This is a genomic window from Serratia sp. CY71090, from assembly GCF_052166845.1.
Classification (GTDB): domain Bacteria; phylum Pseudomonadota; class Gammaproteobacteria; order Enterobacterales; family Enterobacteriaceae; genus Serratia; species Serratia nematodiphila.
In genome coordinates this window covers 142,073-166,584 of the sequence record NZ_JBJNOA010000005.1, presented here as the reverse complement: position 1 = coordinate 166,584, position 24,512 = coordinate 142,073, and the positions used below count along the sequence as shown (strand labels likewise).

The following is a 24,512-nucleotide window of genomic DNA, read 5'->3' as shown; positions in this document are numbered from 1 at the left end:
GGCGGCAACCAAGCGCAGCCCCGGGAGCGTACAAAAAGTACGTGACCGGGGTAAGCGCGGGCAGCCAACACACCTGCGGCTCGAAGTATGACGGGTATCGTTATTTGAAGCCTTTCTCGCGTTTGATCAGGTCGTACGCCGCCTGGATCTCCTGCGCTTTCTGCTTGGCCATTTCCATCATTTGCGGCGGCAAGCCTTTCGCCACCAGCTTATCCGGATGGTGTTCGCTCATCAGCTTGCGGTAGGCGCGTTTGATGGTGGCGGCATCGTCGCTGCTGCGCACGCCGAGCACCTTGCAGGCATCGTCGAGCGTCGGGCCGCGCTGAGCCTGCTGATAGCCGCCCTGCGAATACCCGCCCTGCTGACCGCCGCCGAACTGACGCCCGCCCTCCATCATGCTGAGGAACTGATCGAACTGCGCGCGCGAAATGCCCAGCTCTTCGGCGATGACATACAGCACCTGACGTTCGTTCGGGTGCAGCGAGCCGTCGGCAAACGCCGCCTGAATCTGAATTTCCAGAAACATCCGAATCAGATCGAAGCGGCCGAAACAGATGCTGCGAAACTGCTGCAGCGTCTCACGCAGCGGGAACTGGCTCTGTTTGCCCTCGCGGAATGCCTGCTGCGCCGCGGTGCGCGCTTCGCCGTGCAGCTGCAGGCGATCCATAAACAGGCTGGCGATCTGGATATCCGCCTCGGTAACGCGTCCCTTGGATTTGGTCAGGTGGCCCATCACCTGAAAAGTGGTGCGGAAAAACAGCGTTTGCCGCGTTTGCTGGTCGGTGAAAAACCCCCGGCTGCGCTTGTTGCTGCGCGCCGTATCGATCATATGACCGATAATCAGCCCCAGAACTACACCCCAGAATCCCGCGCCAGACCAGATGGCGACGATGACGCCGAGCAGTTTTCCCCAATACTGCATATACTCCTCAATTATCATGCCGAAAGCCGCCCGCTCTCCTTCGCTTCAGGAAAGGGCGCAGGCGATTTTTCCTAGAATTTGGATTATCATACCTGTCATTTATCTTTGCGCCTAACGACGACGCAAGTAAACGGCTGGATTTAGCACTAGCGCAACGCAGATGAGTAATATAGTCTCTGACCGTTTGCCGGACACGACGCCTCTGATGACGGAACACCAAAACCGCGTATGAAAAAAAGTTTCCCAACACTGCTGGCCACGATGATTTGGACGGCACTCTACAGTCAGCATGCGCTGGCTGATCTGGCCGAGCAATGCATGCTTGGCGTTCCCGTTTACGACAAGCCTTTGGTCAGCGGCGATCCGAACAGCCAGCCGGTGACCATCAATGCCGATGACTCGCGCGCCGACTACCCGAAAAGCGCCCTGTTCAGCGGCAACGTGCATATCGAGCAGGGCAACAGCACCCTGACCGCCAAAGAAGTCGAGTTGAACCAGACGCAAAACCCTGGCCAGACGGAACCGGTACGCACCGTCACCGCCACCGGCGACGTGCACTACAGCGACAATCAGATCAAACTGAAAGGCCCTAAGGCCTGGTCGAACCTGAATACCAAAGATACCGACGTCTATGAAGGCGACTACCAGATGGTCGGCCGTCAGGGGCGCGGCGACGCCGACAAGATGAAAATGCGCGGCGCCAACCGTTACACCATTCTGGAAAACGGCACCTTTACCTCCTGTCTGCCGGGCGACGACAGCTGGAGCGTGGTCGGTTCCGAAGTGATCCACGATCGCGAAGAGCAGGTGGCGGAAGTGTGGAATGCCCGCTTCCGCATCGGCGGCGTGCCGGTGTTCTACAGCCCATACCTGCAATTGCCGGTCGGCGACAAGCGCCGTTCCGGTTTCCTGATCCCGAACGCCAAGTACGGCAGCAACAACGGCTTCGAGTTCATGTTGCCGTACTACTGGAACATCGCGCCGAACTACGATGCCACCATCACGCCACACTATATGTCCAAGCGCGGCCTGCAGTGGCAGACCGAGTTCCGCTATCTGGTACAGCCGGGCCTCGGCCTGATGGAGTTCGACTGGCTGCCGGACGATAAGGAATACGGCAAAGATCATGACGACAGCAAACGCTGGCTGTTCTACTGGAACCACAACGGCGTCATGGATCAGGTGTGGCGCTTCAACGTCGACTACACCAAGGTCAGCGATTCCAAATACTTCACCGATCTGGACTCCAAGTACGGTTCCACTACCGACGGCTACGCCACGCAGAAATTCAGCCTCGGCTACGCCAACGAAAACTGGAACGCCACGCTGAGCTCCAAGCAGTTCCAGATTTACGACGATACCGATCGTTCACAGTCGGAGTCGTATAAAGTCCAGCCGCAGCTGGATCTGAACTATTACAAGAACGACCTCGGCCCGTTCGATTTCCATATTTACGGCCAGGCTGCCAAGTTCACCAGCGTCAACCCGTACAGCCCGGATGCCACCCGTCTGCATATGGAGCCAACGCTGAGTCTGCCGCTCACCAACGGCTGGGCCAGCCTGAACACCGAAGCCAAAGTGATGGCGACCCACTACCAGCAGGATATTCCTGACGGTTTCGCCGCTAACTACCAGAACCGCAAAGGCGCCGCAGCACCGGATCTTGATGACTCGGTCAACCGCGTATTGCCTCAATTCAAGGTCGACGGCAAGCTGGTGTTCGAGAGGCCGATGATCTGGGCCGAAGGCGCCACCCAGACGCTGGAGCCGCGCGTTCAGTACCTGTACGTGCCGTACCGCGATCAGAGCAACATCTACACCTACGACACCACGCTGCTGCAGACCGACTACTCCGGCCTGTTCCGCGACCGCACCTACAGCGGCCTGGATCGCATCGCTTCGCAGAACCGCGTCTCTACCGGTTTGACCACGCGCATTTATGATGACGCGCTGGTGGAACGTTTTAACGCTTCCGTGGGTCAAATCTACTACTTCAGCCGTTCGCGAACCGGTGACCAGATGACCGGTTACGACAACAACGACGACACCGGCAGCGTGGCCTGGGCCGGCGATACCTATTGGAAAATCGACGATCGTTGGGGCCTGCGCGGTGGCCTGCAGTATGACACCCGCCTGAACAGCGTCTCGCTGGGCAACGGCGTGGTGGAATACCGCCAGGACGCCGAGCGCGTGGTGCAGCTGAACTACCGTTACGCCACGCCGGAATACATCCAGACGGCGTTGAACACCAAAACGGTTCCGGCCTTCCAGGACGGCATCTCGCAGGTGGGCATCACCGGCAGTTGGCCGATCGCCGATCGTTGGGCGGTCGTCGGGGCGTACTACTACGACACCCGCGCCAAACAATCCGCCGATCAACTGGTGGGGCTGAAGTACAACACCTGCTGCTGGGCGGTGACCCTGGGCTATGAGCGCAAGATCACCGACTGGAACAACAGCAACAATACCAGCGTTTACGACAACAGAGTTTCGTTCAACGTCGAACTGCGCGGCCTGAGCAGCGATCATAGTCTCGGCTCCGCAGAAATGCTGCGCTCCGGCATTCTGCCGTATCAGCGCGCATTCTGACGCTTTGCAACACTTTGAAAACGAGAACTTTCACCCGCATTTGCGGATTACATAATGGGAAATGTATGAAGAACTGGAGAACGCTTATTCTCGGATTGGTGGTTTGCGCCAATGCCGCGTTCGCAGCACCCCAAGAAGTGGATAAAGTCGCCGCCGTCGTGGATAACGGCGTGGTACTCGAAAGCGACGTCAACGGTCTGTTGCAGTCAGTCAAGCTCAACGCCCAGCAGGCCGGCCAACAGTTGCCGGACGACAAGACGCTGCGCCATCAGATCATCGAACGGCTGATCATGGATAACATCCAGCTGCAGATGGCCAAGAAAATGGGCATTACCGTGTCCGACGCCGAGCTGGACAAAGCGATCGCCAACATCGCCGCGCAGAACCGCATGAGCGTCGATCAGCTGCGCAGCCGCCTGTCGTACGAAGGGTTGAACTACAACACCTACCGTTCGCAGATCCGCAAAGAGATGCTGATTTCCGAAGTGCGTAACAACGAAGTGCGCCGCCGCGTCACCATCCTGCCGCAGGAAGTGGACGCGCTGGCCAAACAGGTGGGCGCGCAGAACGGCAGCGACACCGAAATGAACATCAGCCACATCCTGATCCCGCTGCCGGAAAACCCGTCGCAGCAGCAGGTCGACAAAGCCGAAGAGCTGGCCAAACGCCTGGTGGGTGAGATCAACAGCGGTGCCGACTTCGGCAAGCTGGCGATCACCTACTCCGCCGATTCTCAGGCGCTGAAAGGCGGCAACATGGGCTGGGGCAAGCTGCAAGAGATCCCGACCCTGTTCGCTGAACGTCTGGTTAGCGCCAAGAAAGGCGACGTCGTCGGCCCAATCCGTTCCGGCGTCGGCTTCCACATCCTGAAAGTCAACGATATCCGCGGCGCCAGCCAGTCGGTGTCGGTCACTGAAGTGCACGCCCGTCACATCCTGCTGAAGCCTTCTGTGGTGCTGACTGACGATCAGGCGCGCGCCAAGCTGCAATCCGTTGCGGAAGCGATCAAGAGCGGCCGCGCCAAATTCGCCGACGAAGCCAAACAGCTGTCGCAGGATCCGGGTTCCGCCATGCAGGGCGGCGATCTGGGCTGGGCCTCCCCGGACATCTACGATCCGGCCTTCCGCGATGCGTTGCTGAAGCTGAGCAAAGGTGAAATCAGCGCGCCGGTCCACTCTTCCTTCGGTTGGCACCTGATTCAGCTGCTGGATACCCGTCAGGTGGATAAGACCGACGCCGCGCAGAAAGATCGCGCTTACCGCATGCTGTTCAACCGTAAGTTCGCCGAAGAGGCGCAGACCTGGATGCAGGAACAGCGCGCCCAGGCTTACGTGAAGATCCTCGATGGCAGCGATGCACAGCAATAAACGCGTCGTCATTACCCCCGGCGAACCCGCCGGGGTGGGGCCGGATTTGGTAGCCGCCCTGGCGCAACAGGATTGGCCTGTTGAGCTGGTGGTGTGCGCCGATCCGGCCCTGCTGCTTGAACGCGCCAAGCGTTTGGGCCTGCCGCTGACGCTGCGCGACTACCAACCGCAGCAACCGGCCGAGGCGCAACGCGCCGGCACGCTGACCGTGCTGCCGGTGTCACTCGCTCAGCCGGTCACCGCCGGTGAACTGAACGTCGGCAACAGCGCCTACGTGGTGGAAACCCTGGCGCGCGCCTGCGACGGCTGCCTGAACGGCGAATTTGCCGCTCTGATCACCGGCCCGGTGAACAAAGGCGTGATCAACGACGCCGGCGTGCCGTTTATCGGCCATACCGAATTCTTTGCCGAGCGCAGCCGCTGCGATCGCGTGGTGATGATGCTCGCGACCGAAGAGCTGCGCGTGGCGCTGGCGACCACCCACCTGCCGCTGCTGGCGGTGCCGGGCGCCATCACGCAGCAGAGCCTGTTCGAAGTCATTCGCATTCTCGACCACGATCTGAAAACCAAATTTGGCATCGCTCAGCCGCACATTTACGTCTGCGGTCTGAATCCCCACGCCGGGGAAGGCGGCCATATGGGGCGCGAAGAGATAGACACCATCATCCCGGCGCTCGACGCGCTGCGCGCTGACGGTATCCATCTGATCGGCCCGCTGCCGGCGGACACCCTGTTCCAGCCCAAATATCTGCAAGATGCCGATGCGGTGCTGGCGATGTATCACGATCAGGGGCTGCCGGTGCTAAAATACCAAGGGTTCGGCCGCGCGGTGAATATCACCCTCGGTTTGCCTTTCATACGCACCTCGGTCGACCACGGTACCGCTCTGGAACTGGCCGGCACCGGCACCGCCGATGTCGGCAGTTTCCAAACGGCCCTGAATCTCGCCATTAAAATGATAATTAATTGTAATGAATAACAGAGTCCACCAAGGGCACTTTGCCCGCAAACGCTTTGGACAAAACTTTTTAACCGATCAGTTTGTCATCGATAGCATTGTCTCCGCCATTCACCCGCAGCCGGGCGAAGCGGTGGTCGAGATCGGCCCCGGCCTCGGCGCCTTGACCGAGCCGGTTGGCGCGCGCATGGACCGCATGACGGTGATCGAACTGGACCGCGATCTGGCCACCCGGTTGGAGAACCACCCGCGGCTGAAAGACAAGCTGACCATCCGCCAGCAGGACGCCATGACGGTGAATTTTGCCGAACTGGCCGAGGAAGCTGGCCAACCGCTGCGCGTATTTGGTAACCTGCCGTACAATATTTCGACGCCGCTGATGTTCCACCTTTTCAGCTATACTCAGGCAATCCGCGACATGCACTTTATGTTGCAAAAAGAGGTGGTCAACCGTCTGGTGGCCGGCCCGAACAGCAAGGCCTACGGGCGTTTGACCGTGATGGCGCAGTACTACTGCAACGTCATTCCGGTGCTGGAAGTGCCGCCGACCGCGTTCGCGCCGCCGCCGAAGGTCGATTCCGCCGTGGTGCGCCTGGTCCCGCACACCGAGCTGCCGAACCCGGTGGGCGACGTGCGCATGCTGAGCCGCATCACCACGCAGGCGTTCAACCAGCGGCGGAAAACCATCCGCAACAGCCTGGGCGACCTGTTCACGCCGGAGCAGCTGACGGAGCTGGGCGTCGATCCTTCGCTCAGAGCAGAGAATATTTCTGTGGCGCAGTACTGCAAGCTGGCGAACTGGCTGTCAGCCAATCCGGCGCCGCAGCAATAAGGAGTTGTTGTCATGATTGATTCGCCCCGCGTGTGTATTCAGGTTCAGAGCATCTATGTGGAATCACAGTCGATCCCTGAAGAAGAGCGTTACGTCTTCGCCTATACCATCACCATCCGCAATCTGGGGCGGACCAACGTGCAACTGCTGGGCCGTTACTGGCTGATCACCAACAGCAACGGCCGCCAAACCGAAGTCCAGGGCGAAGGCGTGATCGGCGAACAGCCCGTCATTCCGCCCGGTGGAGAGTTTCAGTACACCAGCGGCGCCATTCTGGAAACGCCGCTGGGCACCATGGAAGGCCATTACGAAATGGTTGACCATCAGGGTCAGCCGTTCCGCACCGCTATTCCCGTGTTCCGCTTAGCCATTCCAACGCTGATCCATTAATTATGTCGACATACCTTATCGGCGACGTTCACGGCTGTTTCGATGAACTGAAGTCGCTGCTGGCTCAGGTTGCGTTCGATCCCGAGCGCGATCAACTGTGGCTGACCGGCGATCTGGTGGCGCGCGGCCCCGCCTCGCTGGGCGTGCTGCGCTACGTGCGTTCGCTCGGTCCGGCGGTGCGCATGGTGCTGGGCAACCACGATCTGCACCTGCTGGCGGTCTACGCCGGCATCAGCCGCAACAAACCCAAAGATCGCATCACCCCGCTGCTGGAGGCGCCTGACGCCGACGAGCTGATCAACTGGCTGCGCCGCCAACCGGTGCTGCAGGTGGATGATGAGCAAAAGCTGGTGATGGCGCACGCCGGCATCACCCCGCAGTGGGATATCGACACCGCGAAAATGTGCGCGCGCGAAGTGGAAGCGGTATTGAGCAGCGACAGCTATCCGCTGTTCCTCGACGCCATGTACGGCGACATGCCGAACAACTGGGCGCCGGAGTTGAGCGGCCTGGCTCGCCTGCGTTTCAGCACCAATGCGTTCACGCGCATGCGCTACTGCTTCCCCAACGGCCAGCTCGACATGATCTGCAAAGATGCGCCGGGCAGCGCGCCGGCGCCGCTGAAGCCGTGGTTCGAACTGCCGCGCCTGGTGGATCCGGAATACACCATCATCTTCGGCCACTGGGCCTCACTCGAAGGCAAGGGCACGCCGGAAGGCGTGATCGGGCTGGATACCGGCTGCTGCTGGGGCGGCGACCTGACGATGCTGCGCTGGGAAGACCGCCGTTACTTCACGCAGCCCGCCAATCGCGGCGAGGCGCCTGGCCACGCCGGCAGACTGGCCGCATCCTGAAAATACAAAGGCGGCCCCGTGGCCGCCTTTGTTCCACTTTATCGCCTTACGCCCCAATCACCCCGCCATCTTCACGCGTGATCATCAATACCGATGAACGCGGGCGCGGGCTGTTGTTCGGGAAGTGCGAATCGCCCTCTTCTCCGGGATGCTGTACGTTGACGAACATCGTCTTGTAGTCCGGGGTGAAGGTGATGCCGGTCAGTTCGCAGGACTTCGGCCCCACCATGAAACGGCGGATCTCGCCGCTGACCGGATCGCCCACCAGCATCTGGTTGTTGCCCTGCCCGACATAATCGCCCTTGTTGCTGTACTTGCCGTCGGTGAGGATCCACAGGCGGCCGGCGCGATCGAAGCCCAGCCCGTCCGGGCTGTTGAAGGTATTTTCCGCCGTGATGTTCGGCGTGCCGCGGTTGACGCCTTCAGGGTGGGCGATCGGGTTGCCGCACAGCGCATAGATGTCCCAGGCGAAGACGTCGGCGGTGGCGTCGCCGCCCTCGTCCCAGCGAATGATTTGGCCATAGATATTGTTAGGCCGCGGGTTGGCGGCGTTCAGCGGCATCCCTTCCTCACCGCGCTTGCTGTTGTTGGTCAGCGTACAGTACGCGCGGCCGTCATGCGGGTTCACCGCGATCCACTCCGGGCGATCCATTTTGGTGGCGCCGACCTGCTGCGCCGCCTTGCGGGCGAAGATCAGCACTTCGGCCTCGTCGCGGAAGCCGTTCTCCGGCGTCAGGCCGTTCTTGCCGAACTCGAGCGCAATCCAGCGCCCTTTGCCCTTCAGCGGCGTGCCGGCCTCATCGCCGTCGAACTGCGCCACGTACAGCGTCCCCTCGTCCAGCAGCGTGCGATTGTTGGCCGGATTGGCGGCGTCGACCACGCCTTTGGAGACGTACTTATAGATATGTTCGCCGCGCTCGTCGTCGCCCATGTACACCACCAGGCGGCCGTCTTTGGCCACGGTCACCGCCGCGTTTTCATGTTTGAAGCGGCCGAGCGCGGTGTGCTTGATGGGCGTCGAGGTCGGATTCAACGGATCGATCTCGACGATCCAGCCGTGGCGGTTGAATTCGTTAGGGTTCTTCGCCACATCAAAGCGCTCGTCATAGTCCGGCCAGTTGCGCTCCGGTTCGCTGGCCTTCAGCGTGTAGCGCTTCTGTTCCGGCGTGGTGCGATAATCGGCCTGACGGGTACCGAAATAGGTATCGAAGTTTTCCTCGCAGGTCAGATAGGTCCCCCACGGCGTCTTGCCGTTGGCGCAGTTGCCGAAGGTGCCCAGCACCTTGCGGCCGCTCGGATCGGCGGCGGTCTGCAACAGCGGATGTCCGGCGGCCGGGCCGCTGAATTGCATCTCGCTGTTGGCGGTGATGCGGCGGTTATAGCGCGACGGGCGTTCCACCTCCCAGCGCTGGCCGTCGCCGATACGCTTGACCGCCACAATGGAGACGCCGTGCGCCGCCTGTGACTTGCGCACCTCTTCCAGGCTGGTGGCTTTGGCGCCGCCGTGGGCGAACAGATACTGTTCGTTGACGTATTCGTTATTGATGGCCATCACGCCGTGATTGTCATCGATAGGGAAGAAGCTCATGCCGTCATTGTTGTCGCCAAACTGTTTTTCCTGATCGGCGGCGCTGTTGTTGCCCTGCGGATCGAAGGCCGGCGCGCCGTCCACCAGCGGCTCGCCCCAAGAGATCAGCACCTCCGCGCGGTAGCCCGGCGCGATGGTCACCTTGTCGGCGGTAGATGCGGCGATGCCCTGAAAGCCCAGCAGCCTGTTCGGCGGCAGATCCTCGGCCAACGCCTCGGCGGAGACCGACCAGATACCGCCGCCGAGAAAGCCGGCCAGGCCGACGGCGCCGGCGCTGCCGAGCAACAGCTTGCGGCGAGTGGGATCGATCAGGCGGTCGGCGTCTAATTGCTCAATTTGCTTGGTCATAACGTGGTTACCTTTTTAGTTATGGCGCCGCGGTCAAGATTCACCAGAGTTGCCGTGGCGCTCGGAGTTGGGCTTCATACTAATCAGGTAATGTGACGGAAAGGTTACGAATGACCGGCGTAAAAAGACCGGGGGCGCAATTGCTTGCGCCCCCGGGGATAACTGGCTAACGCGCTGAGATCAGCGGCGCTGCAGGATTTCGAAACAGTAGCTGTGCGAGTTCAGATTGTCGGCATCGTGGAATTCGCTGAACGTGGTTTCCCACTCGTCCGGCTCGTAATCCGGGAAGTGGGTATCGCCGCCGACTTCGGCGTCGATGTGCGTCAGGTACAGACGGTCGGCGCGCGGCAGCAACTGGGTATAGATGCGCCCACCGCCGATCACCATTACTTCTTCCACCTCGCCCGCGGCGGCCAGCGCCTCATCCAGCGAGGTTACCCAGGTCACCCCGGCTTCGCTGCCCGGGCGGCTGCTCAAAACGATATTGTGGCGGCCCGGCAGCGGGCGGCCGATGGACTCGAAGGTCTTGCGGCCCATAATAACCGGCTTATTCAACGTGTTGCGTTTAAACCACGCAAGGTCCGCCGGCAGGTGCCACGGCATGGCGTTTTCCATGCCAATAACGCGATCCGCCGCCAAGGCAGCGATCAGGCTGATAATCATTGTTTAACCCTGTGTAGGCAGCAAAATTGGTGACACTATACGTAAAGGCCTGAGTGCCGTCGATAGGCTAATCAAGCAAGATGAATATATAAGATAGCTCTTATCAGCATATCTAATAACCAACGTTCTTCCGCCGGGAAATTTCACACGCCGGGGCGTTTGCGGTACAGCCACAGGCCCGGTAACGACAGGCCGATCGACAACGCGCCGACGATGAAACTGGCCTTAAGGAAGTTGGTGATCATGGTCTCCATCAGGGCCTCGCTGTAGCCCAGATGCGAGATCTCCACCACAGTTATCATCGCGGTATAGGCGGAAATGCCGGGGAACATCGGGATCACCGCCGCCACGGTGAACACTTTCGGGTGCGCCAGCAGCCAGCGCGACCAGTAGATGCCGATGACGCCAATCAGGATCGCCGCCAGCAGCGAGGCCCACTCGATGTTCATGCCGGCATGCATCATCAGCATGCGCGAACCGCGCCCGATAGCCCCGAGCAATGCGCAATAGCGCAGCGCACGCAGCGGCACGTTAAACACCATGGCGAAGCCCAGCGCCGGCACCGCCGCCAACAGCATCTCCTGCAACAAGGCCCACAACAGATTCATGACCACCCCCGCAGATCCCACAGCGACATCGCCATCACTACCCCGATACAGGTCGCCAGCGTCAGCAGGCTGGCCATCGCCCAGCGCGCCAGCCCGGTATTCACATGCCCCTTGAACATGTCGGCCACCGCGTTGATCAGCGGGAAGCCCGGCACCAGCAGCAGCACGCTGGCGGCCATCGCCACGCTCGAGGTGTCTTTAAACGCCGGCAAGCGCAGCAGCAGTCCGGAGATCGACGTCGCGACAAATGCCGTCAGGCAGAAATTGATCAGCGGATTCATCTGGCGGGCGGTGAGGATTTGGCGCACCAGCATCGCCGTGCCGCTGGCGATAAAGGTCACCAGGAAGGCGTCGCCGCCACCGCCGTTGAGCATGCTGAAGCACCCGCAGGACAGCCCCACCATCAATACCACCAGCCAGCGCGGGTAGCGCAGCGGCCGGATCCTTTCAAAGCGGCGCGCCACGTCGTGCGCATCCGCCAGGCGATGCTCGGCGAGGATCACGATATGCTGCACTTCGGTCACCACCTGCATATTGATGCCGCGATCGACGTTCTTACGGGTGGTGGTCAGACAGGCACCGTGGCTGAGGGTGGTCAATACCACCGCATTGGCGGAGATCGAGCTTTCCACGCTGTCCATGCCCAGCGCCAGTCCCAGGCGAGTTGATAACTGTTCCACCACCGTGCTCTCGGCGCCGTGCTGCAACAGCAGCAACGCGCATTGAATGCACAGTCGGGTGATTTCACGCTGTTGCCGGTGCGGTTCCGGCCTGTCTGTGGCGGTAGTCTGCTGCATGGTGCTCCGTCGCGGGCGGTAGATGAATTATTATCATAGAGCCTAACAATACCTCATTGGGTTGATGCGCATCAGAGGAAGCGGCGTTATTATCGCCAGATTGCTGCCTTTTGCGCGAGACGTCTCCCATGCTTGAAACTTCGTTGTTCGTCGCCGGCATTGCCGCCCTCGGCATGCTCTCCCCCGGCCCGGATTTTTTCCTGGTGATCAAAAACGCCGCCCGCTACCCGCGGCTGGCCGCCATGATGACCGCCTTCGGCGTGATCTGCGGCGTCGCCACCCACATGTCCTACTGCGTCGCCGGGCTGGCGGTGGTGATCACCACCACGCCGTGGCTGTTCAACCTGCTGAAATACGCCGGGGCGGTCTATCTGGTGTGGATCGGCATCCAGGCGCTGCTGTCGCGCGGCGGCGGCAAAATGAACGTCAGCAATCTGCCGCAGCAGCAGGTCAGCCTGAAGAGCGCCTTTGCGCAAGGCTACCTGTGCAACCTGCTGAATCCGAAAGCCACCCTGTTCTTCCTGGCGGTCTTCACCCAGGTGCTGCAGATCGATTCCGGTCTGGGTGACAAACTGTGGTACGCGGGGATTATTCTCGGCCTGTCGGTCATCTGGTGGCCGCTGCTGGTATTTTTGATCCAGAGCGGGCCGGTGCGCCGCGGGCTGGAAAAGACGCAGAAGATCGTCGACAAATTGCTGGGCGGCATGTTGATCGCCTTAGGCATCAAGGTGGCGCTGAGCTAAGCAAAAAAAGGGGCGCCATCACGGCGCCCCTCCCCTTATCCTTTGGCTTCCACCACTTCGTCTTCCGGCGCCTTGCCGTCGATACTGCCGCGCCAGCCGGTCTGCTGCACCCGCGCCAGCCGATTCTGATCCTGCTCGATGGCCGCGCTGAGCATCTCCTTGGCCCGCTGCAGGCTGGCGATACGGAATTCAGTATCCTGGTAATTATCCAGCGTATCTTCCAGCATCTTCAGGTTATAGCGACGGAACGTGTCCGCTTTCTCGCGCGCCTCATAGGCGTCCAGCCCCAGCAGCTCCAGCGTTTCACGGCCGACGCGCAGCGAGCTTTCGAAGGTTTCGCGCTCCGGTTTTTCCACCCCCAGCTGCCGCAACTGATACCAGTGATCGACGTCGCGCGCCCGCGCCACCACCTTAAGATGCGGGAAGTGCTGCCTGGCCAGCTCGGTTAACGCCAGGCTGTCCTCCACGTCGTCGATGGCGTTGATCAGCACCTTGGCGTGAGCGGCGCCGGCGGCCTCCAGCAGATCGGCGCGCGTGGCGTCGCCGTAGAACACCTTGGTATCGAATTTACGCAGCGTTTCGATATGGTCCGGATCGTGATCCAGTACCACGGTGTGCACGCCGTTGGCCAATAACAAACGACCGGCGATCTGGCCGAAACGGCCGAAGCCGGCGATGATCACGCTGGCATTCTCGTCATCAATGACGTCAGCCGGGCGATCCTCTTTCGGCGCATTTTTCTCCAGCTGCGCGGCGATCACCAACAGCAGCGGAGTGGCCGCCATCGACAGCGCCACCGCCAGCGTCAGCGACTTGGCCCATTCAACCGGCAAGACGCCGGCCAGCTGTGCGGCGCTGAAAATCACGAAGGCGAACTCACTGCCCTGCCCCAGCAGAATGGCGAACAGGCCGCGCTGGCGCTTCGGCACGCCGAGCAGCGGCCCAATCAGCCACAGCAACGCCGCCTTGATCAACATAAAGCCCAGCAGCAGCGAGGCGATCAGCAACGGATGATGGAACAGCGTGCCGAAGTCGATCGACATGCCGACGCCGATGAAGAACAGCCCCAGCAGCAACCCCTTGAACGGCTGAATATCGCTCTCCAGCGCGTGGCGGTATTCCGAGCTCGCCAACAGCACCCCGGCGAGGAACGCCCCCATCGCCATCGACAGCCCGGCCATCTCCAGCAGGATGCCGAAGCCGAACACCAGGAACAACGCCACGGCGCTGAACACTTCGCGCATGCCCGAACGGGCGACGAAGTGCAGCAGCGGACGGGTGACGTAGCGGCCGAGCAACACCACCATCGTCAACGCGCCCACCACCTTGGCCGCCGACAGCATGAAAGCGCCCAGCGTGGTGGTGGCGCCGCTGCTGGCCAGCAGCGGGATCATCGCCACCAGCGGGATCGCCGCGATATCCTGGAACAGCAGCACCGCAAACGCGCTGCGGCCGATCGGCGACGGCGTCAGATTGCGTTCGCTCATCGCCTGCATGGCAATGGCGGTGGATGAGAGCGCCAGCGTCAGGCCAATCAGCAACGCCACCTTCCAGTTAAGGCCAAGGAAGTAACAGAAGGCGCTCAGCGCCAGGCCGCAGCCCACCATCTGAATGCTGCCGCCGCCGAACACCGAGGCACGCAGCGTCCACAGCCGTTTAGGATCCAGCTCCAGGCCGATGATAAACAGCATCAGCACCACGCCGATCTCGGCGAAGGTCAGGATCGATTCGGCGTCCGACACCAGCTTCAGCCCCCAGGGGCCAATGATGCAGCCGGCGATCAGGTAACCGAGCACCGAGCCCAGTCCCAGGCGCACCGCGATCGGCACAAACAGCGCCGCGGAGCCGAGGTAGATCAGCCCTTCGATCATCATGTGGTGATTATCCATGGCTGGCCTCCCGGGTTTCCGCTTCGGCATGTTCCATCAGGTAGTCGACCAGCCGCTGGCGGTAGGCTTCGCCGGCGGCGAGCAGCGCCGGCTCGTTGCAGGTAAAGGTATTGTGCACGGCGAAATAAGGCAGCCAGGTCATGCCGCAATAGATCGCCGTGGCCTGTAGCGGCTGCGCCAGCGCGGCGAAGTTGGGGAAGTCGCCCAGCTCGAAGTGGTGCTCGTCGCCGCCGCTGGTCACTGCCCACAGGCAGTCTTTACCCACCAGCGCATTGCCGTCGTGGCCGTAGGCCCAGCCGTGCTCCAGCACTTTGTCGATCCACAGCTTCAACAACGGCGGGAAGCTGTACCACTGCATCGGATGTTGCAGCACCACCAGGTCGGCGCGCTCCACCGCCCGCTGCTCGGCGTTGATGTCGATATTGAAATCGGGGTACAGCTCATACAGCGAGCGCACCTCCACCTCGGGGAGATCCTTCACCGCCTGCAGCAGGCGGTGATTGGCATGCGAATGCCGGGGATACGGGTGAGCATAAATTATCAGAATCATTGTTATCGTCGTTCCTTCGTTCCTTGCCAATACACCAAGCATATACCAATCACACAGAGTGACAGTTTGCCCACTGATTGATAGCGGAAATTTTTAACGCCAGCCGACAAATTCGCTGAATAAAAAAGGGCGCTGCATCTGCAGCGCCCCTTACGTTGCGTTATCGCGCGGTTACTTGCCGATGCGCGCGTGCATTTCCTGTACCGACGTCACCTGCTCGGTCGGATCCGCTTTCAGCGCCATCGCGGTGGCGAAGCCGCCGTTCAGCGTGGTGTCGTAGTGCACCTTGTACTGCAGTGCGCTGCGGCGAATCAGCTTGGAGTCCTCAATCGCCTGACGGCCTGCCGTGGTGTTGACGATGTAGGTGTACTCGCCGTTCTTGATACGGTCCTGAATGTGCGGACGCCCTTCGTGCACCTTGTTGACCAGGCGCGGGTTGATGCCCGCTTCGCCCAGCACCACCGCGGTGCCGTGGGTGGCGTCCAGCTCGAAGCCCTGCTTCAGCAGGCTGGCGGCCAAATCGACCACGCGGGCTTTATCGCCTTCGCGCACCGACAGCAGCGCGCGGCCCTGCTTCTTCATGCCCGAGTTGCTGCCCAGCATCGCTTTGGAGAAGGCTTCCGCGAAGGTGCGGCCCACGCCCATCACTTCCCCGGTAGAGCGCATTTCCGGCCCCAGAATCGGGTCGACGCCCGGGAATTTGTTAAACGGCAGCACCACTTCTTTCACCGAATAGTACGGCGGGATGATCTCTTCGGTCACGCCCTGCTCGACCAGCGTTTTGCCCGCCATCACGCGCGCGGCCACTTTGGCCAGCGGCACGCCGGTCGCTTTGGACACGAACGGCACGGTGCGCGCGGCACGCGGGTTGACTTCAATCAGGTAGACTTCGTTGTCTTTCACCGCGAACTGCACGTTCATCAGGCCGCGCACCTGCAGCTCGAACGCCAGTTTCTCCACCTGGCGACGCATCACGTCCTGAATTTCCTGGCTCAGGGTGTACGCCGGCAGCGAACACGCGGAGTCGCCGGAGTGCACGCCCGCCTGCTCGATGTGCTCCATGATGCCGCCAATCAGCACGCGCTCGCCGTCGCAGATAGCATCGACGTCCACTTCCACCGCGTCGTCCAGGAAGCGATCCAGCAGCACCGGCGCATCGTTGGATACGCTGACCGCAGTCTGGAAGTAGCGGCGCAGGTCGGTTTCGTCGTAAACGATTTCCATCGCCCGGCCGCCCAGCACGTAGGAAGGACGCACCACCAGCGGATAGCCGATGGCCGCCGCCTTCTCCACCGCCTGTTCGATGGCGGTCACGGTGGCGTTGGCCGGTTGCTTCAGGCCCAGACGGTTGACCGCCTGCTGGAAGCGCTCGCGGTCTTCGGCGCGGTCGATGGCGTCCGGACTGGTGCCGATAACCGGCACGCCTGCGGCTTCCAGCTCGCGCGCCAGCTTCAGCGGAGTCTGGCCGCCATACTGCACGATCACGCCCTTCGGCTTCTCGATGCGCACGATTTCCAGCACGTCTTCCAGCGTTACCGGCTCAAAGTACAGGCGGTCTGAGGTGTCGTAGTCGGTGGAGACGGTTTCCGGGTTACAGTTGACCATGATGGTCTCGTAGCCGTCTTCACGCAGCGCCAGCGAAGCGTGCACGCAGCAGTAGTCAAACTCGATGCCCTGGCCGATACGGTTCGGCCCGCCGCCCAGCACCATCACTTTCGGCCGGTCGTTGGTCGGGTTGGACTCGCACTCTTCTTCATAGGTGGAGTACATATAGGCGGTGTCGGTGGCGAATTCCGCCGCGCAGGTATCCACGCGCTTATACACCGGATGCAAACCGTAGCTGTGGCGCAGCTTGCGAATTTCGCTCTCGGCGACGCCGGCCAGCTTGGCCAGACGCGCATCGGCGAAGCCTTTGCGCTTCAGAGTGCGCAGGAACTCTTTGTTCAGGCCGTTGATGCCCGCCTCGGCCACCTGCTCTTCCAGGCGCACCAGCTCTTCAATCTGCACCAGGAACCAACGGTCGACGTTGGTCAGGTTGAACACGCCGTCTACCGACAAACCGGCGCGGAAGGCGTCGGCGATGTACCAGATGCGGTCGGAACCGGCGTCTTTCAGCTCGCGGCGGATTTTGGTCAGCGCTTCCGGATCGTCCAGGCTCACTTTCGGATCGAAGCCGGTGGCGCCCACTTCCAGACCGCGCAGCGCTTTTTGCAGCGATTCCTGCTGGGTGCGGCCGATGGCCATCACTTCGCCGACCGACTTCATCTGGGTGGTCAGGCGATCGTTGGCGCCGGCGAACTTCTCGAAGTTGAAGCGCGGGATCTTGGTCACGACGTAGTCGATGGACGGTTCGAACGACGCCGGGGTGCGGCCGCCGGTGATGTCGTTCATCAGCTCATCGAGGGTGTAGCCCACCGCCAGCTTGGCGGCGATCTTGGCGATCGGGAAGCCGGTGGCTTTCGACGCCAGCGCCGAAGAGCGCGACACGCGCGGGTTCATTTCGATAACGATCAGGCGGCCGGTTTTCGGGTTGACCGAGAACTGCACGTTGGAGCCGCCGGTTTCGACGCCGATCTCACGCAGCACCGCCATCGAGGCGTTGCGCATGATTTGGTATTCCTTGTCGGTCAGGGTCTGGGCCGGCGCGACGGTGATCGAGTCGCCGGTGTGGATGCCCATGGCGTCGAAGTTTTCGATGGAGCAGACGATGATGCAGTTGTCGTTCTTATCACGCACCACTTCCATCTCGTACTCTTTCCAACCGATCAGCGATTCATCGATCAGCAGCTCGTTGGTCGGCGACAGATCCAGGCCGCGTTCGCAGATTTCTTCGAACTCTTCGCGGTTGTAGGCGATGCCGCCGCCGGTGCCGCCCATGGTAAAGGAAGGACGGATGATGCACGGGAAACCGACGTCAGCGGCCACCGCCAGCGCTTCTTCCATGGTGTGCGCGATGCCGGAACGCGCGGTATCCAAACCGATTTTCTTCATCGCCACGTCGAAACGGCGACGGTCTTCGGCCTTGTCAATCGCATCGGCGGTGGCGCCGATCATAGTAACGCCGAACTCGGCCAGCACGCCCTGACGCTCCAGTTCCAGCGCGCAGTTCAGCGCCGTCTGGCCGCCCATGGTCGGCAGCACCGCATCCGGGCGCTCTTTTTCGATGATCTTGCGCACCACTTCCCAGTGGATCGGCTCGATGTAGGTGGCGTCGGCCATTTCTGGGTCGGTCATGATGGTCGCCGGGTTGGAGTTGACCAGAATGACGCGGTAACCCTCTTCGCGCAGCGCTTTACACGCCTGGGCACCCGAGTAGTCGAACTCACACGCCTGGCCGATAACGATCGGGCCAGCGCCGAGGATCAGGATGCTTTTTATGTCTGTACGTTTTGGCATTTTTTACTGCTCCTGATTATTTGGCGTTAGAACGGTAAGTCTCAATCAGTTCGATAAAGTGATCGAACAGCGGCGCGGCATCGTGCGGGCCTGGGCTGGCTTCCGGGTGCCCCTGGAAGCTGAACGCCGCTTTGTCGGTGCGGTGAATGCCCTGCACCGTGTGGTCGAACAGCGATTTGTGCGTCACGCGCAGGTTCGCCGGCAGATTGTTCTCATCTACCGCAAAGCCGTGGTTCTGCGCGGTGATCATCACGGTGTTGTTGTCCAGATCCTTCACCGGGTGGTTGCCGCCGTGGTGGCCGAGCTTCATCTTCATGGTTTTCGCCCCGCTGGCCAGCGCCAGCAGCTGGTGGCCCAGGCAGATGCCGAACACCGGAATGTCGGTTTCCAGGAACTGTTTGATGGCGGTGATGGCGTAGTCGCACGGCTCCGGATCGCCCGGGCCGTTGGACAGGAAGATGCCGTCCGGATTCATTTTCAGCACCTCGTCGGCCGGGGTCTGCGCCGGCACCACGGTCAGGCGGCAGCCGCGATCCACCAGCATGCGCAGGATGTTGCGCTTGGCGCCGTAGTCGTAAGCCACCACGTGGAACGGCAGTTCCGCGGCGGTTTTGGCTTCGGGCAGGTCGCCTTCAAGCGTCCAGCTGCCTTGCTGCCAGCTGTAGGCCTCTTGGGTGGTGACCTCTTTCGCCAGATCCATGCCCTTCAACCCCGGGAAACCTTGCGCCTTGGCCAGGGCCAGCGCGGCGTCCGGCGAATCGGCGGCGATGATGCAGCCGTTCTGGGCGCCCTTCTCGCGCAGCAGGCGGGTCAATTTGCGGGTATCGATATCGGCGATCGCCACGATGTTGTGACGCTTGAGGTAGTCGGACAGGCTTTCTTCGTTGCGGTAGTTGCTGGCGATCAGCGGGAGGTCGCGAATGACGAGGCCTTGGGCGTGTACTGCGGAGGATTCTTCGTCGGAAGCATTGGTGCCGACATTGCCGATATGAGGATAAGTAAGAGTAACGATCTGGCGGGAATAGGAAGGATCAGTGAGGATTTCTTGATAACCGGTCATCGACGTATTGAAGACCACTTCCCCCACTGCCGTTCCCTCTGCCCCGATGGCCCGACCGTGGAATTGGGTTCCGTCTTCCAGAACCAATAGCGCTGACTTTATCAAAACACCCTCCAAGGAATAATCAATCACAATATTTGCATATTAATTCAGATATCGCGATCTAAATCAATGCAAAAACCGTCCGCGAGGCCAATTTTTGGCAAATTGGGCGCATTTTAATGATGAGTGCCTGGCTTGTCTACCCAAACTGCCGTTTTTTGTTTTATTTTTGCAGTTCTCGGCGCTCATGCGGCTTGAGCGCCGATAAAAACACAGAAAACCGGGGCTGGAAAACGGTTGCGGGGAAGAATGACGGAAAATAGCGCCGGAATGGGACAAAAAAGACGCTAAAAAAGCCGAGGGTGGAAAAAAAGGAGATGATTAGCAAAGTAAACACAGATAAATGACAGCTTTGGTAATGAAATAAAATCAACACGATATTTATCATGTTAAAAAAAAGGACAATAAAATTATTGCCCGATTATCATAGCATTATGATCAATACAACCACATCACGATGGTATGCAAATCAATTATAACTGGTCCAAATTCAACACGTCGCGCATATCAAATAAACCTTTATCCCGGTTATGCAGCCAGGAAGCCGCGCGCACCGCACCGCTGGCAAAAGTCATACGGCTGGAAGCCTTATGGGTAATTTCCACCCGTTCACCGATGTCGGCGAACATTGCGGTGTGCTCGCCGACGATGTCGCCGGCGCGAATGGTGGCAAAGCCGATGCTTTGGGGATCGCGTTCGCCGGTATGGCCTTCGCGCGCATAGACCGCACAGCTTTTCAGATCGCGCCCCAGCGCGCCGGCGATCGCTTCGCCCATCGCCAACGCCGTGCCCGACGGCGCATCCACTTTGTGGCGGTGGTGCGCCTCGACGATTTCGATATCGGTATAGTCGCCCATCACCTGCGCGGCCTTCTCCAGCAGTTTCAGCACCAGGTTGACGCCGACGCTGAAGTTGGCGGCGAACACGATGCCGATATGCTGCGCCGCAGCGCGGATCGCCTGCTTGCCGGCGTCATCGAAGCCGGTGGTGCCAATCACCATCGCCTTGTGGTGCGCCACGCAAAAATCCAGGTAGTTCCGGGTGCTTTCCGGGCGGGTGAAGTCGATCAAAATGTCGAACTCGCTCGCCACTTTCTCCAGGCTGTCGCTTACCTTAACGCCCAGCGCGCCAATGCCCGCCAGCTCGCCGGCGTCGACGCCGATCAGGCTTGAACCCGGGCGCGACAGCGCCGCGCCCAACACCACGCCTTCCGCCTGCTGCACCGCCTGGATCAACTGGCGGCCCATCCGGCCGCCGGCGCCCGCAATCGCAATGCGGATTTGTGAATCACTCATGCTTGCTCTCTTCTTGATTTGACGCCTATCCCATTAGGCTATCGATTCAGGGTAACTGCCCCGCTGCAGCGCCGCCAGAGGATTCATTTCATAATTAGAAAATTATGATATTCCCCCGTTTTCATCAGCGGCGCTGTCGTGAGATTAACATTCAACCGATTTGGCGGCCTGCGACGATTGTACATAATCATGCAGTTTCCATGGCAAAAAAATGCAGAAAAAAGGCGCCGAAAACGGCGCCTGGAGAAAGGATCACAGCGAGGTCAGGCGGTAATGGCGGCCACTTCGTTGGCGATCGCCGTCAGCGCATCGTGGCGGGCATAGTCCTCACGCACCAGTGCCGCGCGCTGGCGATAGATCGGCTGCTGCAGAATGCGCGTCGCCGCCGCCAGGATCTGTTCAGGGCTTGGCGTGCTGGTGTGCAGGCTGATGCCGCAGCCGGCGGCGACCACGCGCGCGGCCGCCTCCAGTTTGTCTTCGCCGGTGCCGGCGACGATCAGCGGCACGCCGCTGTTCAGCGCATAGTTGATCGAGCCGTAACCGCCGTTAGTGATCAGCAGCGCCGTCTCCGGCAACCAGCGTTCGAAGGAGATAAACTCCCGCACTCTGGCATTGGCCGGCAGCGCGTCCATCAGCCCTTCGGTCGCCCGCCCGCCGGTGGTGGCCAACACCCGCACCGGCAGATGCGCCAGCGCCTGCAGCGTCGGCACGATCAGCTGATGCAGATCGACATTGGCCAGCGTGCCCTGAGACACGATCACCAACGGCCGACGATCGTCCTCCTCCCACAGCGCCTCTTCCGCGGCCGGTTGACCACCGCTGCGCAGCGGCCCGACGAAGCGCACGCCGCTCGGCAGGTCGTCGCGCTCATATTCCAGCGCCGTGGTGGCCAACTGCAGGAAACGCTCGCAGCCGCCGATCAACGCATCGGTGAACGGGCGATCCAGCGCCCGTCCCCCCGCCTGCACCAGCGCCACATCGAAGCTCTGCTGCACCTCATCGAGCAGCACGCGCGTTTCTTCATCCACCAGCTGCTCACGGGTCAGCGCCTGCGGCAGCAGCGCCGGCGGGATGCGCGGGCCATAGAAAATGGCGTCGCGCGAGGAATACGACAGCGGCGTGACCCCGATACCGAAGACCGGCGGCCGTTCGGCGGACTGCAGCAGCGGCAACACGCCGTAGAAGCAGTTCTCCACCATCAGCAGATCGGTCTTTTCGGCGGCGATGGCCGCACGCAGATGACGATCCAACAGCGGGATCGGCGCGGCGAAGAAATCTTTCAGCGCCAGCGCCATCTGTGCATTGCCCGGCGGCAGCGCGGCGCGCTCGGGGAAGTGCTGCTCCAGGTGACGGTAATCGAAGTCCACCTGCGCGTCGAACGGCACGAAGCTCGCGCCCACCGCCTCGGCGCGTTCGCGGAACAGCGCGCCGGTCATCACCCGCACCTGATGCCCTTGGGCAATCAGGTGGCGAGCGATGGCCAACATCGGGTAAACGTGCCCCGGAGTGGCGACCGCCGCCATCAATATCCTTGCCATAATGCTCCTTTACGCTTCTGCGTTGGCCGGCTTCAGCGCCAGATTGGCGCACACCGGATTGCTTTGAATATGCACGCGCTGCAAATGACGCGCGGAACGGGCGGTAAAGCCCTCGCGGCCGTGCAACAGCGAGAAGTTGTCCGCCACCACCACGTCGCCCTGTTGCCATTGGTGGGCATAATAGTGACGCGGATCGTACAGATGCTGCTGCAGAGTGTGGTGGAACTGTTCCTGCTGTTGTTCCGGCACGCCGTGATATTCCAGCGCATGTTGATTGAGGAATTTTTTCCCCTCCGTCGGCGGTTCATTGTAGCGCATGATCAAGCCCCTGCCGTTCGGGTGCTGCACCACCAGCGGCGAACAGACTTCACCGCCGTAGTGCACCACCTGCTTGATGCGGTAGGTGATCGAGACCGACAGCCACTGATCCAGCAACGCTTCGTCCGCATTGGCCAGCAAGCGCGTGGTGTCGACGAAGGTCGTGCACCCGCCTTCGTCCGGCGACGGCGCCGCCACGCAGTGGAACAGCTGGAACTCGGGAATAGTCGGCTTATACATGCCATCCCAATGCAGCGGGACGTAGCTGCTGTCGAAAATATGATCCTTGGCGTCCGGATGTTCCTTCACGTCCAGCACCGCGCCAAACGGCCACATCATGATCTCGCCCCACTGTTCGGCGTAGCGCGTCAGAACCTCCCCATCACTGAAACCGGAGTCGAATCCGCGCAGCACCAGCAAGTGATGCTCCTGCGCCAGCGCCCGCAGCGCTGCCACCGGCAGTTCGCCGATCTTTTGCCCCGGATGCTGCGGCGTCAGGATCGCGCCAAACGGGGTATTCGGTTGAATATGGCAATTAAGCAGTTGGTTATTCATCGGTGATTCTCCTTGCATCGAATGTGCTGCTCACACGGCAACGTGCCGTCAAAAACGCGTCCGCCAGGATTTCGGGCGCAAAAGCCTGCAACGGCCTCAGGCCATCTGCGGTTGTTCGATCAGGTAATGGCTCGGCGTGCCGCGGATCTCCACCAATTCGCCGTCCAGGCTCTGCGCATCTTTACGCTTCATCAGCACGAACTGGCCGTTCACGTTGGCTGCCACGCCATGCCACGGCGTCAGCCAGTCGTCTTTGGTCGGCATCATGTGGATGCCTATCTTCAGGCTGTCGGCCGGCTGCGGGTGAATCGACAGGCGGATCGCCGCCGGGAAATGCTGGGCCAGCAGGTTACCCCAGGCCCAGCTGCGCTGGATAACGCCGCAGGCGCGCCGTTTGGCGTCTTTTTGCAGCGCGGCGTTGGAACCGCTGTAGCCCGGCAGGAGGCTGTCTTCATACAAGAAGCGCGTGATGGCGCGATACAGCATTAATCCCTGCTCGTCCTGCATCAGCTGGCGCTTGATCGCCTCTTCCGATTCGGCATAGCCGTCCACCAACAGCCGGCGCAGCAGATCGTAGTCATCGGTATGCTCCGCCAGGCCTTTGACATCGCCGAGGTTGAACACGCTCAGGTGGGTTGCGCCTACTTCATGCAGCAGGCTTTCAATCTCACGTTGATAATGGTTGATCGCTTCGTCGCTGACGCGGATCAGATCGCCGAACACGTGGCCGTCGGAACAGATAACGATATGCGCGCCCGGCGGGTAATAGAGTTGAATGCGCTGGCACAGCGAGTTGAGGAAGATCAGCGACAGCCGCTCCGCCATGTCCGGCACCGCGCCTATCACCTTATTGGCGTTGGGTGACTTGGTCGGAAAAGCCGGCAGCACGAATTCGATGCGCTGGTCGTTTTCAATGAATGCCCGAATGCGCGGCAATTGCACCTGAGTGACCTGCCGCTCTTCTTCAGCCAGAGAAGCATCGTCGGCGATGAGGCGACGTCGATATTGCAATAATTCACGTAGGATTTTTAATGCTATTTCTTCTTTTTTCTGTGCGCTATCCACAATGAGCTCCTGTTGCGATGTGGCGCGGGTGTATTATTGGCAAGCGCAATAAGATTTATCAAAAAGAGATAAAGCGCATGCAAAA

20 protein-coding genes are annotated in these 24,512 nt (G+C 60.8%); 7 read left to right on the top strand and 13 right to left on the bottom strand.

Annotation, left to right across the window (positions count from 1 at the left end):
- Positions 1 to 100: 100 nt before the first annotated feature.
- A complete protein-coding gene (djlA, locus tag ACJ8OK_RS11635) occupies positions 101 to 922 on the bottom strand; it encodes a co-chaperone DjlA (protein WP_015376627.1) in 822 nt (273 codons plus the stop codon).
- Between the two features lie 228 nt (positions 923 to 1,150).
- On the opposite strand from djlA, the gene lptD reads away from it, so the two are divergent.
- The 6 genes from lptD to apaH all read left to right on the top strand — a co-directional run bounded on the left by lptD (position 1,151) and on the right by apaH (position 7,912).
- Positions 1,151 to 3,511 carry an LPS assembly protein LptD gene (lptD, locus tag ACJ8OK_RS11630; protein WP_048326136.1) on the top strand — a complete coding sequence of 787 codons (2,361 nt, stop codon included), beginning with the start codon at positions 1,151 to 1,153 and terminating at the stop codon, positions 3,509 to 3,511.
- Between the two features lie 65 nt (positions 3,512 to 3,576).
- Entirely contained in the window at positions 3,577 to 4,878 is a 1,302-nt protein-coding gene (gene surA / locus ACJ8OK_RS11625; RefSeq protein ID WP_033631769.1) for a peptidylprolyl isomerase SurA, read from the top strand.
- Positions 4,856 to 5,857: a 4-hydroxythreonine-4-phosphate dehydrogenase PdxA gene (gene pdxA / locus ACJ8OK_RS11620; protein WP_370531233.1), complete on the top strand. Its 1,002-nt coding sequence runs from the start codon at positions 4,856 to 4,858 to the stop codon at positions 5,855 to 5,857. The genes surA and pdxA overlap by 23 nt, the downstream gene beginning before the upstream one ends.
- A complete protein-coding gene (gene rsmA, locus ACJ8OK_RS11615; protein ID WP_004932881.1) occupies positions 5,850 to 6,668 on the top strand; it encodes a 16S rRNA (adenine(1518)-N(6)/adenine(1519)-N(6))-dimethyltransferase RsmA in 819 nt (272 codons plus the stop codon). The genes pdxA and rsmA overlap by 8 nt, the downstream gene beginning before the upstream one ends.
- Before the next feature lie 12 nt (positions 6,669 to 6,680).
- Complete coding sequence (apaG, locus tag ACJ8OK_RS11610; protein WP_015376624.1) at positions 6,681 to 7,058, top strand: Co2+/Mg2+ efflux protein ApaG; 378 nt, start codon at positions 6,681 to 6,683, stop codon at positions 7,056 to 7,058.
- A 2-nt stretch (positions 7,059 to 7,060) separates the two neighbouring features.
- The gene (gene apaH / locus ACJ8OK_RS11605) at positions 7,061 to 7,912 is read left to right on the top strand and encodes a bis(5'-nucleosyl)-tetraphosphatase (symmetrical) ApaH (RefSeq protein ID WP_442530591.1); all 852 of its coding nucleotides are present in this window, start codon (positions 7,061 to 7,063) and stop codon (positions 7,910 to 7,912) included.
- A 46-nt stretch (positions 7,913 to 7,958) separates the two neighbouring features.
- Here apaH and ACJ8OK_RS11600 read toward each other — a convergent pair whose 3' ends face one another.
- The 4 genes from ACJ8OK_RS11600 to ACJ8OK_RS11585 form a co-directional block, all read right to left on the bottom strand.
- A complete protein-coding gene (locus ACJ8OK_RS11600; protein WP_442530590.1) occupies positions 7,959 to 9,848 on the bottom strand; it encodes a PhoX family protein in 1,890 nt (629 codons plus the stop codon).
- 180 nt (positions 9,849 to 10,028) lie between these two features.
- On the bottom strand, positions 10,029 to 10,511 hold the full coding sequence (folA, locus tag ACJ8OK_RS11595; protein WP_004932893.1) for a type 3 dihydrofolate reductase: 483 nt from the start codon (positions 10,509 to 10,511) through the stop codon (positions 10,029 to 10,031).
- A gap of 143 nt (positions 10,512 to 10,654) precedes the next feature.
- Complete coding sequence (locus tag ACJ8OK_RS11590; RefSeq protein ID WP_260953418.1) at positions 10,655 to 11,119, bottom strand: threonine/serine exporter; 465 nt, start codon at positions 11,117 to 11,119, stop codon at positions 10,655 to 10,657.
- Entirely contained in the window at positions 11,116 to 11,916 is an 801-nt protein-coding gene (locus ACJ8OK_RS11585; RefSeq protein WP_015376620.1) for a threonine/serine ThrE exporter family protein, read from the bottom strand. The genes ACJ8OK_RS11590 and ACJ8OK_RS11585 overlap by 4 nt, the downstream gene beginning before the upstream one ends.
- Positions 11,917 to 12,044: 128 nt before the next feature.
- Here ACJ8OK_RS11585 and ACJ8OK_RS11580 point away from each other — a divergent pair, with 128 nt between their 5' ends.
- Complete coding sequence (locus ACJ8OK_RS11580) at positions 12,045 to 12,659, top strand: LysE family translocator (protein ID WP_015376619.1); 615 nt, start codon at positions 12,045 to 12,047, stop codon at positions 12,657 to 12,659.
- 35 nt (positions 12,660 to 12,694) lie between these two features.
- On the opposite strand, the gene kefC is transcribed toward ACJ8OK_RS11580, so the two are convergent.
- From kefC to pvcA, 8 genes are all read right to left on the bottom strand, one after another.
- On the bottom strand, positions 12,695 to 14,548 hold the full coding sequence (kefC, locus tag ACJ8OK_RS11575) for a glutathione-regulated potassium-efflux system protein KefC (protein ID WP_021505358.1): 1,854 nt from the start codon (positions 14,546 to 14,548) through the stop codon (positions 12,695 to 12,697).
- The gene (kefF, locus tag ACJ8OK_RS11570) at positions 14,541 to 15,098 is read right to left on the bottom strand and encodes a glutathione-regulated potassium-efflux system oxidoreductase KefF (protein WP_004932911.1); all 558 of its coding nucleotides are present in this window, start codon (positions 15,096 to 15,098) and stop codon (positions 14,541 to 14,543) included. The genes kefC and kefF overlap by 8 nt, the downstream gene beginning before the upstream one ends.
- Positions 15,099 to 15,269: 171 nt before the next feature.
- On the bottom strand, positions 15,270 to 18,494 hold the full coding sequence (carB, locus tag ACJ8OK_RS11565; RefSeq protein ID WP_033631765.1) for a carbamoyl-phosphate synthase large subunit: 3,225 nt from the start codon (positions 18,492 to 18,494) through the stop codon (positions 15,270 to 15,272).
- Positions 18,495 to 18,510: 16 nt separating this feature from the next.
- Complete coding sequence (gene carA / locus ACJ8OK_RS11560; RefSeq protein ID WP_004932920.1) at positions 18,511 to 19,659, bottom strand: glutamine-hydrolyzing carbamoyl-phosphate synthase small subunit; 1,149 nt, start codon at positions 19,657 to 19,659, stop codon at positions 18,511 to 18,513.
- A 470-nt stretch (positions 19,660 to 20,129) separates the two neighbouring features.
- On the bottom strand, positions 20,130 to 20,951 hold the full coding sequence (gene dapB, locus ACJ8OK_RS11555) for a 4-hydroxy-tetrahydrodipicolinate reductase (RefSeq protein ID WP_033631764.1): 822 nt from the start codon (positions 20,949 to 20,951) through the stop codon (positions 20,130 to 20,132).
- Between the two features lie 263 nt (positions 20,952 to 21,214).
- Complete coding sequence (locus ACJ8OK_RS11550) at positions 21,215 to 22,474, bottom strand: glycosyltransferase (protein WP_135638769.1); 1,260 nt, start codon at positions 22,472 to 22,474, stop codon at positions 21,215 to 21,217.
- 24 nt (positions 22,475 to 22,498) lie between these two features.
- Positions 22,499 to 23,362 (bottom strand): TauD/TfdA dioxygenase family protein, encoded by an 864-nt coding sequence (locus ACJ8OK_RS11545; RefSeq protein ID WP_317522870.1) that lies wholly within the window; start codon positions 23,360 to 23,362, stop codon positions 22,499 to 22,501.
- A gap of 96 nt (positions 23,363 to 23,458) precedes the next feature.
- Positions 23,459 to 24,427, bottom strand: a complete 969-nt coding sequence (pvcA, locus tag ACJ8OK_RS11540; protein WP_004932937.1) for an L-tyrosine isonitrile synthase — start codon at positions 24,425 to 24,427, stop codon at positions 23,459 to 23,461.
- Positions 24,428 to 24,512 lie beyond the last annotated feature (85 nt).

What these genes read in the sequence shown, in the direction of transcription:
- ACJ8OK_RS11545 (WP_317522870.1), bottom strand. Translation starts at nt 23,362, where the DNA reads ATGAATAACCAACTGCTTAATTGCCATATTCAACCGAATACCCCGTTT.
- lptD (WP_048326136.1), top strand. Translation starts at nt 1,151, where the DNA reads ATGAAAAAAAGTTTCCCAACACTGCTGGCCACGATGATTTGGACGGCA.
- kefC (WP_021505358.1), bottom strand. Translation starts at nt 14,548, where the DNA reads ATGGATAATCACCACATGATGATCGAAGGGCTGATCTACCTCGGCTCC.
- pdxA (WP_370531233.1), top strand. Translation starts at nt 4,856, where the DNA reads ATGGCAGCGATGCACAGCAATAAACGCGTCGTCATTACCCCCGGCGAA.
- apaH (WP_442530591.1), top strand. Translation starts at nt 7,061, where the DNA reads ATGTCGACATACCTTATCGGCGACGTTCACGGCTGTTTCGATGAACTG.
- dapB (WP_033631764.1), bottom strand. Translation starts at nt 20,951, where the DNA reads ATGAGTGATTCACAAATCCGCATTGCGATTGCGGGCGCCGGCGGCCGG.
- djlA (WP_015376627.1), bottom strand. Translation starts at nt 922, where the DNA reads ATGCAGTATTGGGGAAAACTGCTCGGCGTCATCGTCGCCATCTGGTCT.
- ACJ8OK_RS11600 (WP_442530590.1), bottom strand. Translation starts at nt 9,848, where the DNA reads ATGACCAAGCAAATTGAGCAATTAGACGCCGACCGCCTGATCGATCCC.
- folA (WP_004932893.1), bottom strand. Translation starts at nt 10,511, where the DNA reads ATGATTATCAGCCTGATCGCTGCCTTGGCGGCGGATCGCGTTATTGGC.
- ACJ8OK_RS11580 (WP_015376619.1), top strand. Translation starts at nt 12,045, where the DNA reads ATGCTTGAAACTTCGTTGTTCGTCGCCGGCATTGCCGCCCTCGGCATG.
- kefF (WP_004932911.1), bottom strand. Translation starts at nt 15,098, where the DNA reads ATGATTCTGATAATTTATGCTCACCCGTATCCCCGGCATTCGCATGCC.
- ACJ8OK_RS11590 (WP_260953418.1), bottom strand. Translation starts at nt 11,119, where the DNA reads ATGAATCTGTTGTGGGCCTTGTTGCAGGAGATGCTGTTGGCGGCGGTG.
- apaG (WP_015376624.1), top strand. Translation starts at nt 6,681, where the DNA reads ATGATTGATTCGCCCCGCGTGTGTATTCAGGTTCAGAGCATCTATGTG.
- ACJ8OK_RS11550 (WP_135638769.1), bottom strand. Translation starts at nt 22,474, where the DNA reads ATGGCGGCGGTCGCCACTCCGGGGCACGTTTACCCGATGTTGGCCATC.
- ACJ8OK_RS11585 (WP_015376620.1), bottom strand. Translation starts at nt 11,916, where the DNA reads ATGCAGCAGACTACCGCCACAGACAGGCCGGAACCGCACCGGCAACAG.
- rsmA (WP_004932881.1), top strand. Translation starts at nt 5,850, where the DNA reads ATGAATAACAGAGTCCACCAAGGGCACTTTGCCCGCAAACGCTTTGGA.
- carB (WP_033631765.1), bottom strand. Translation starts at nt 18,494, where the DNA reads ATGCCAAAACGTACAGACATAAAAAGCATCCTGATCCTCGGCGCTGGC.
- surA (WP_033631769.1), top strand. Translation starts at nt 3,577, where the DNA reads ATGAAGAACTGGAGAACGCTTATTCTCGGATTGGTGGTTTGCGCCAAT.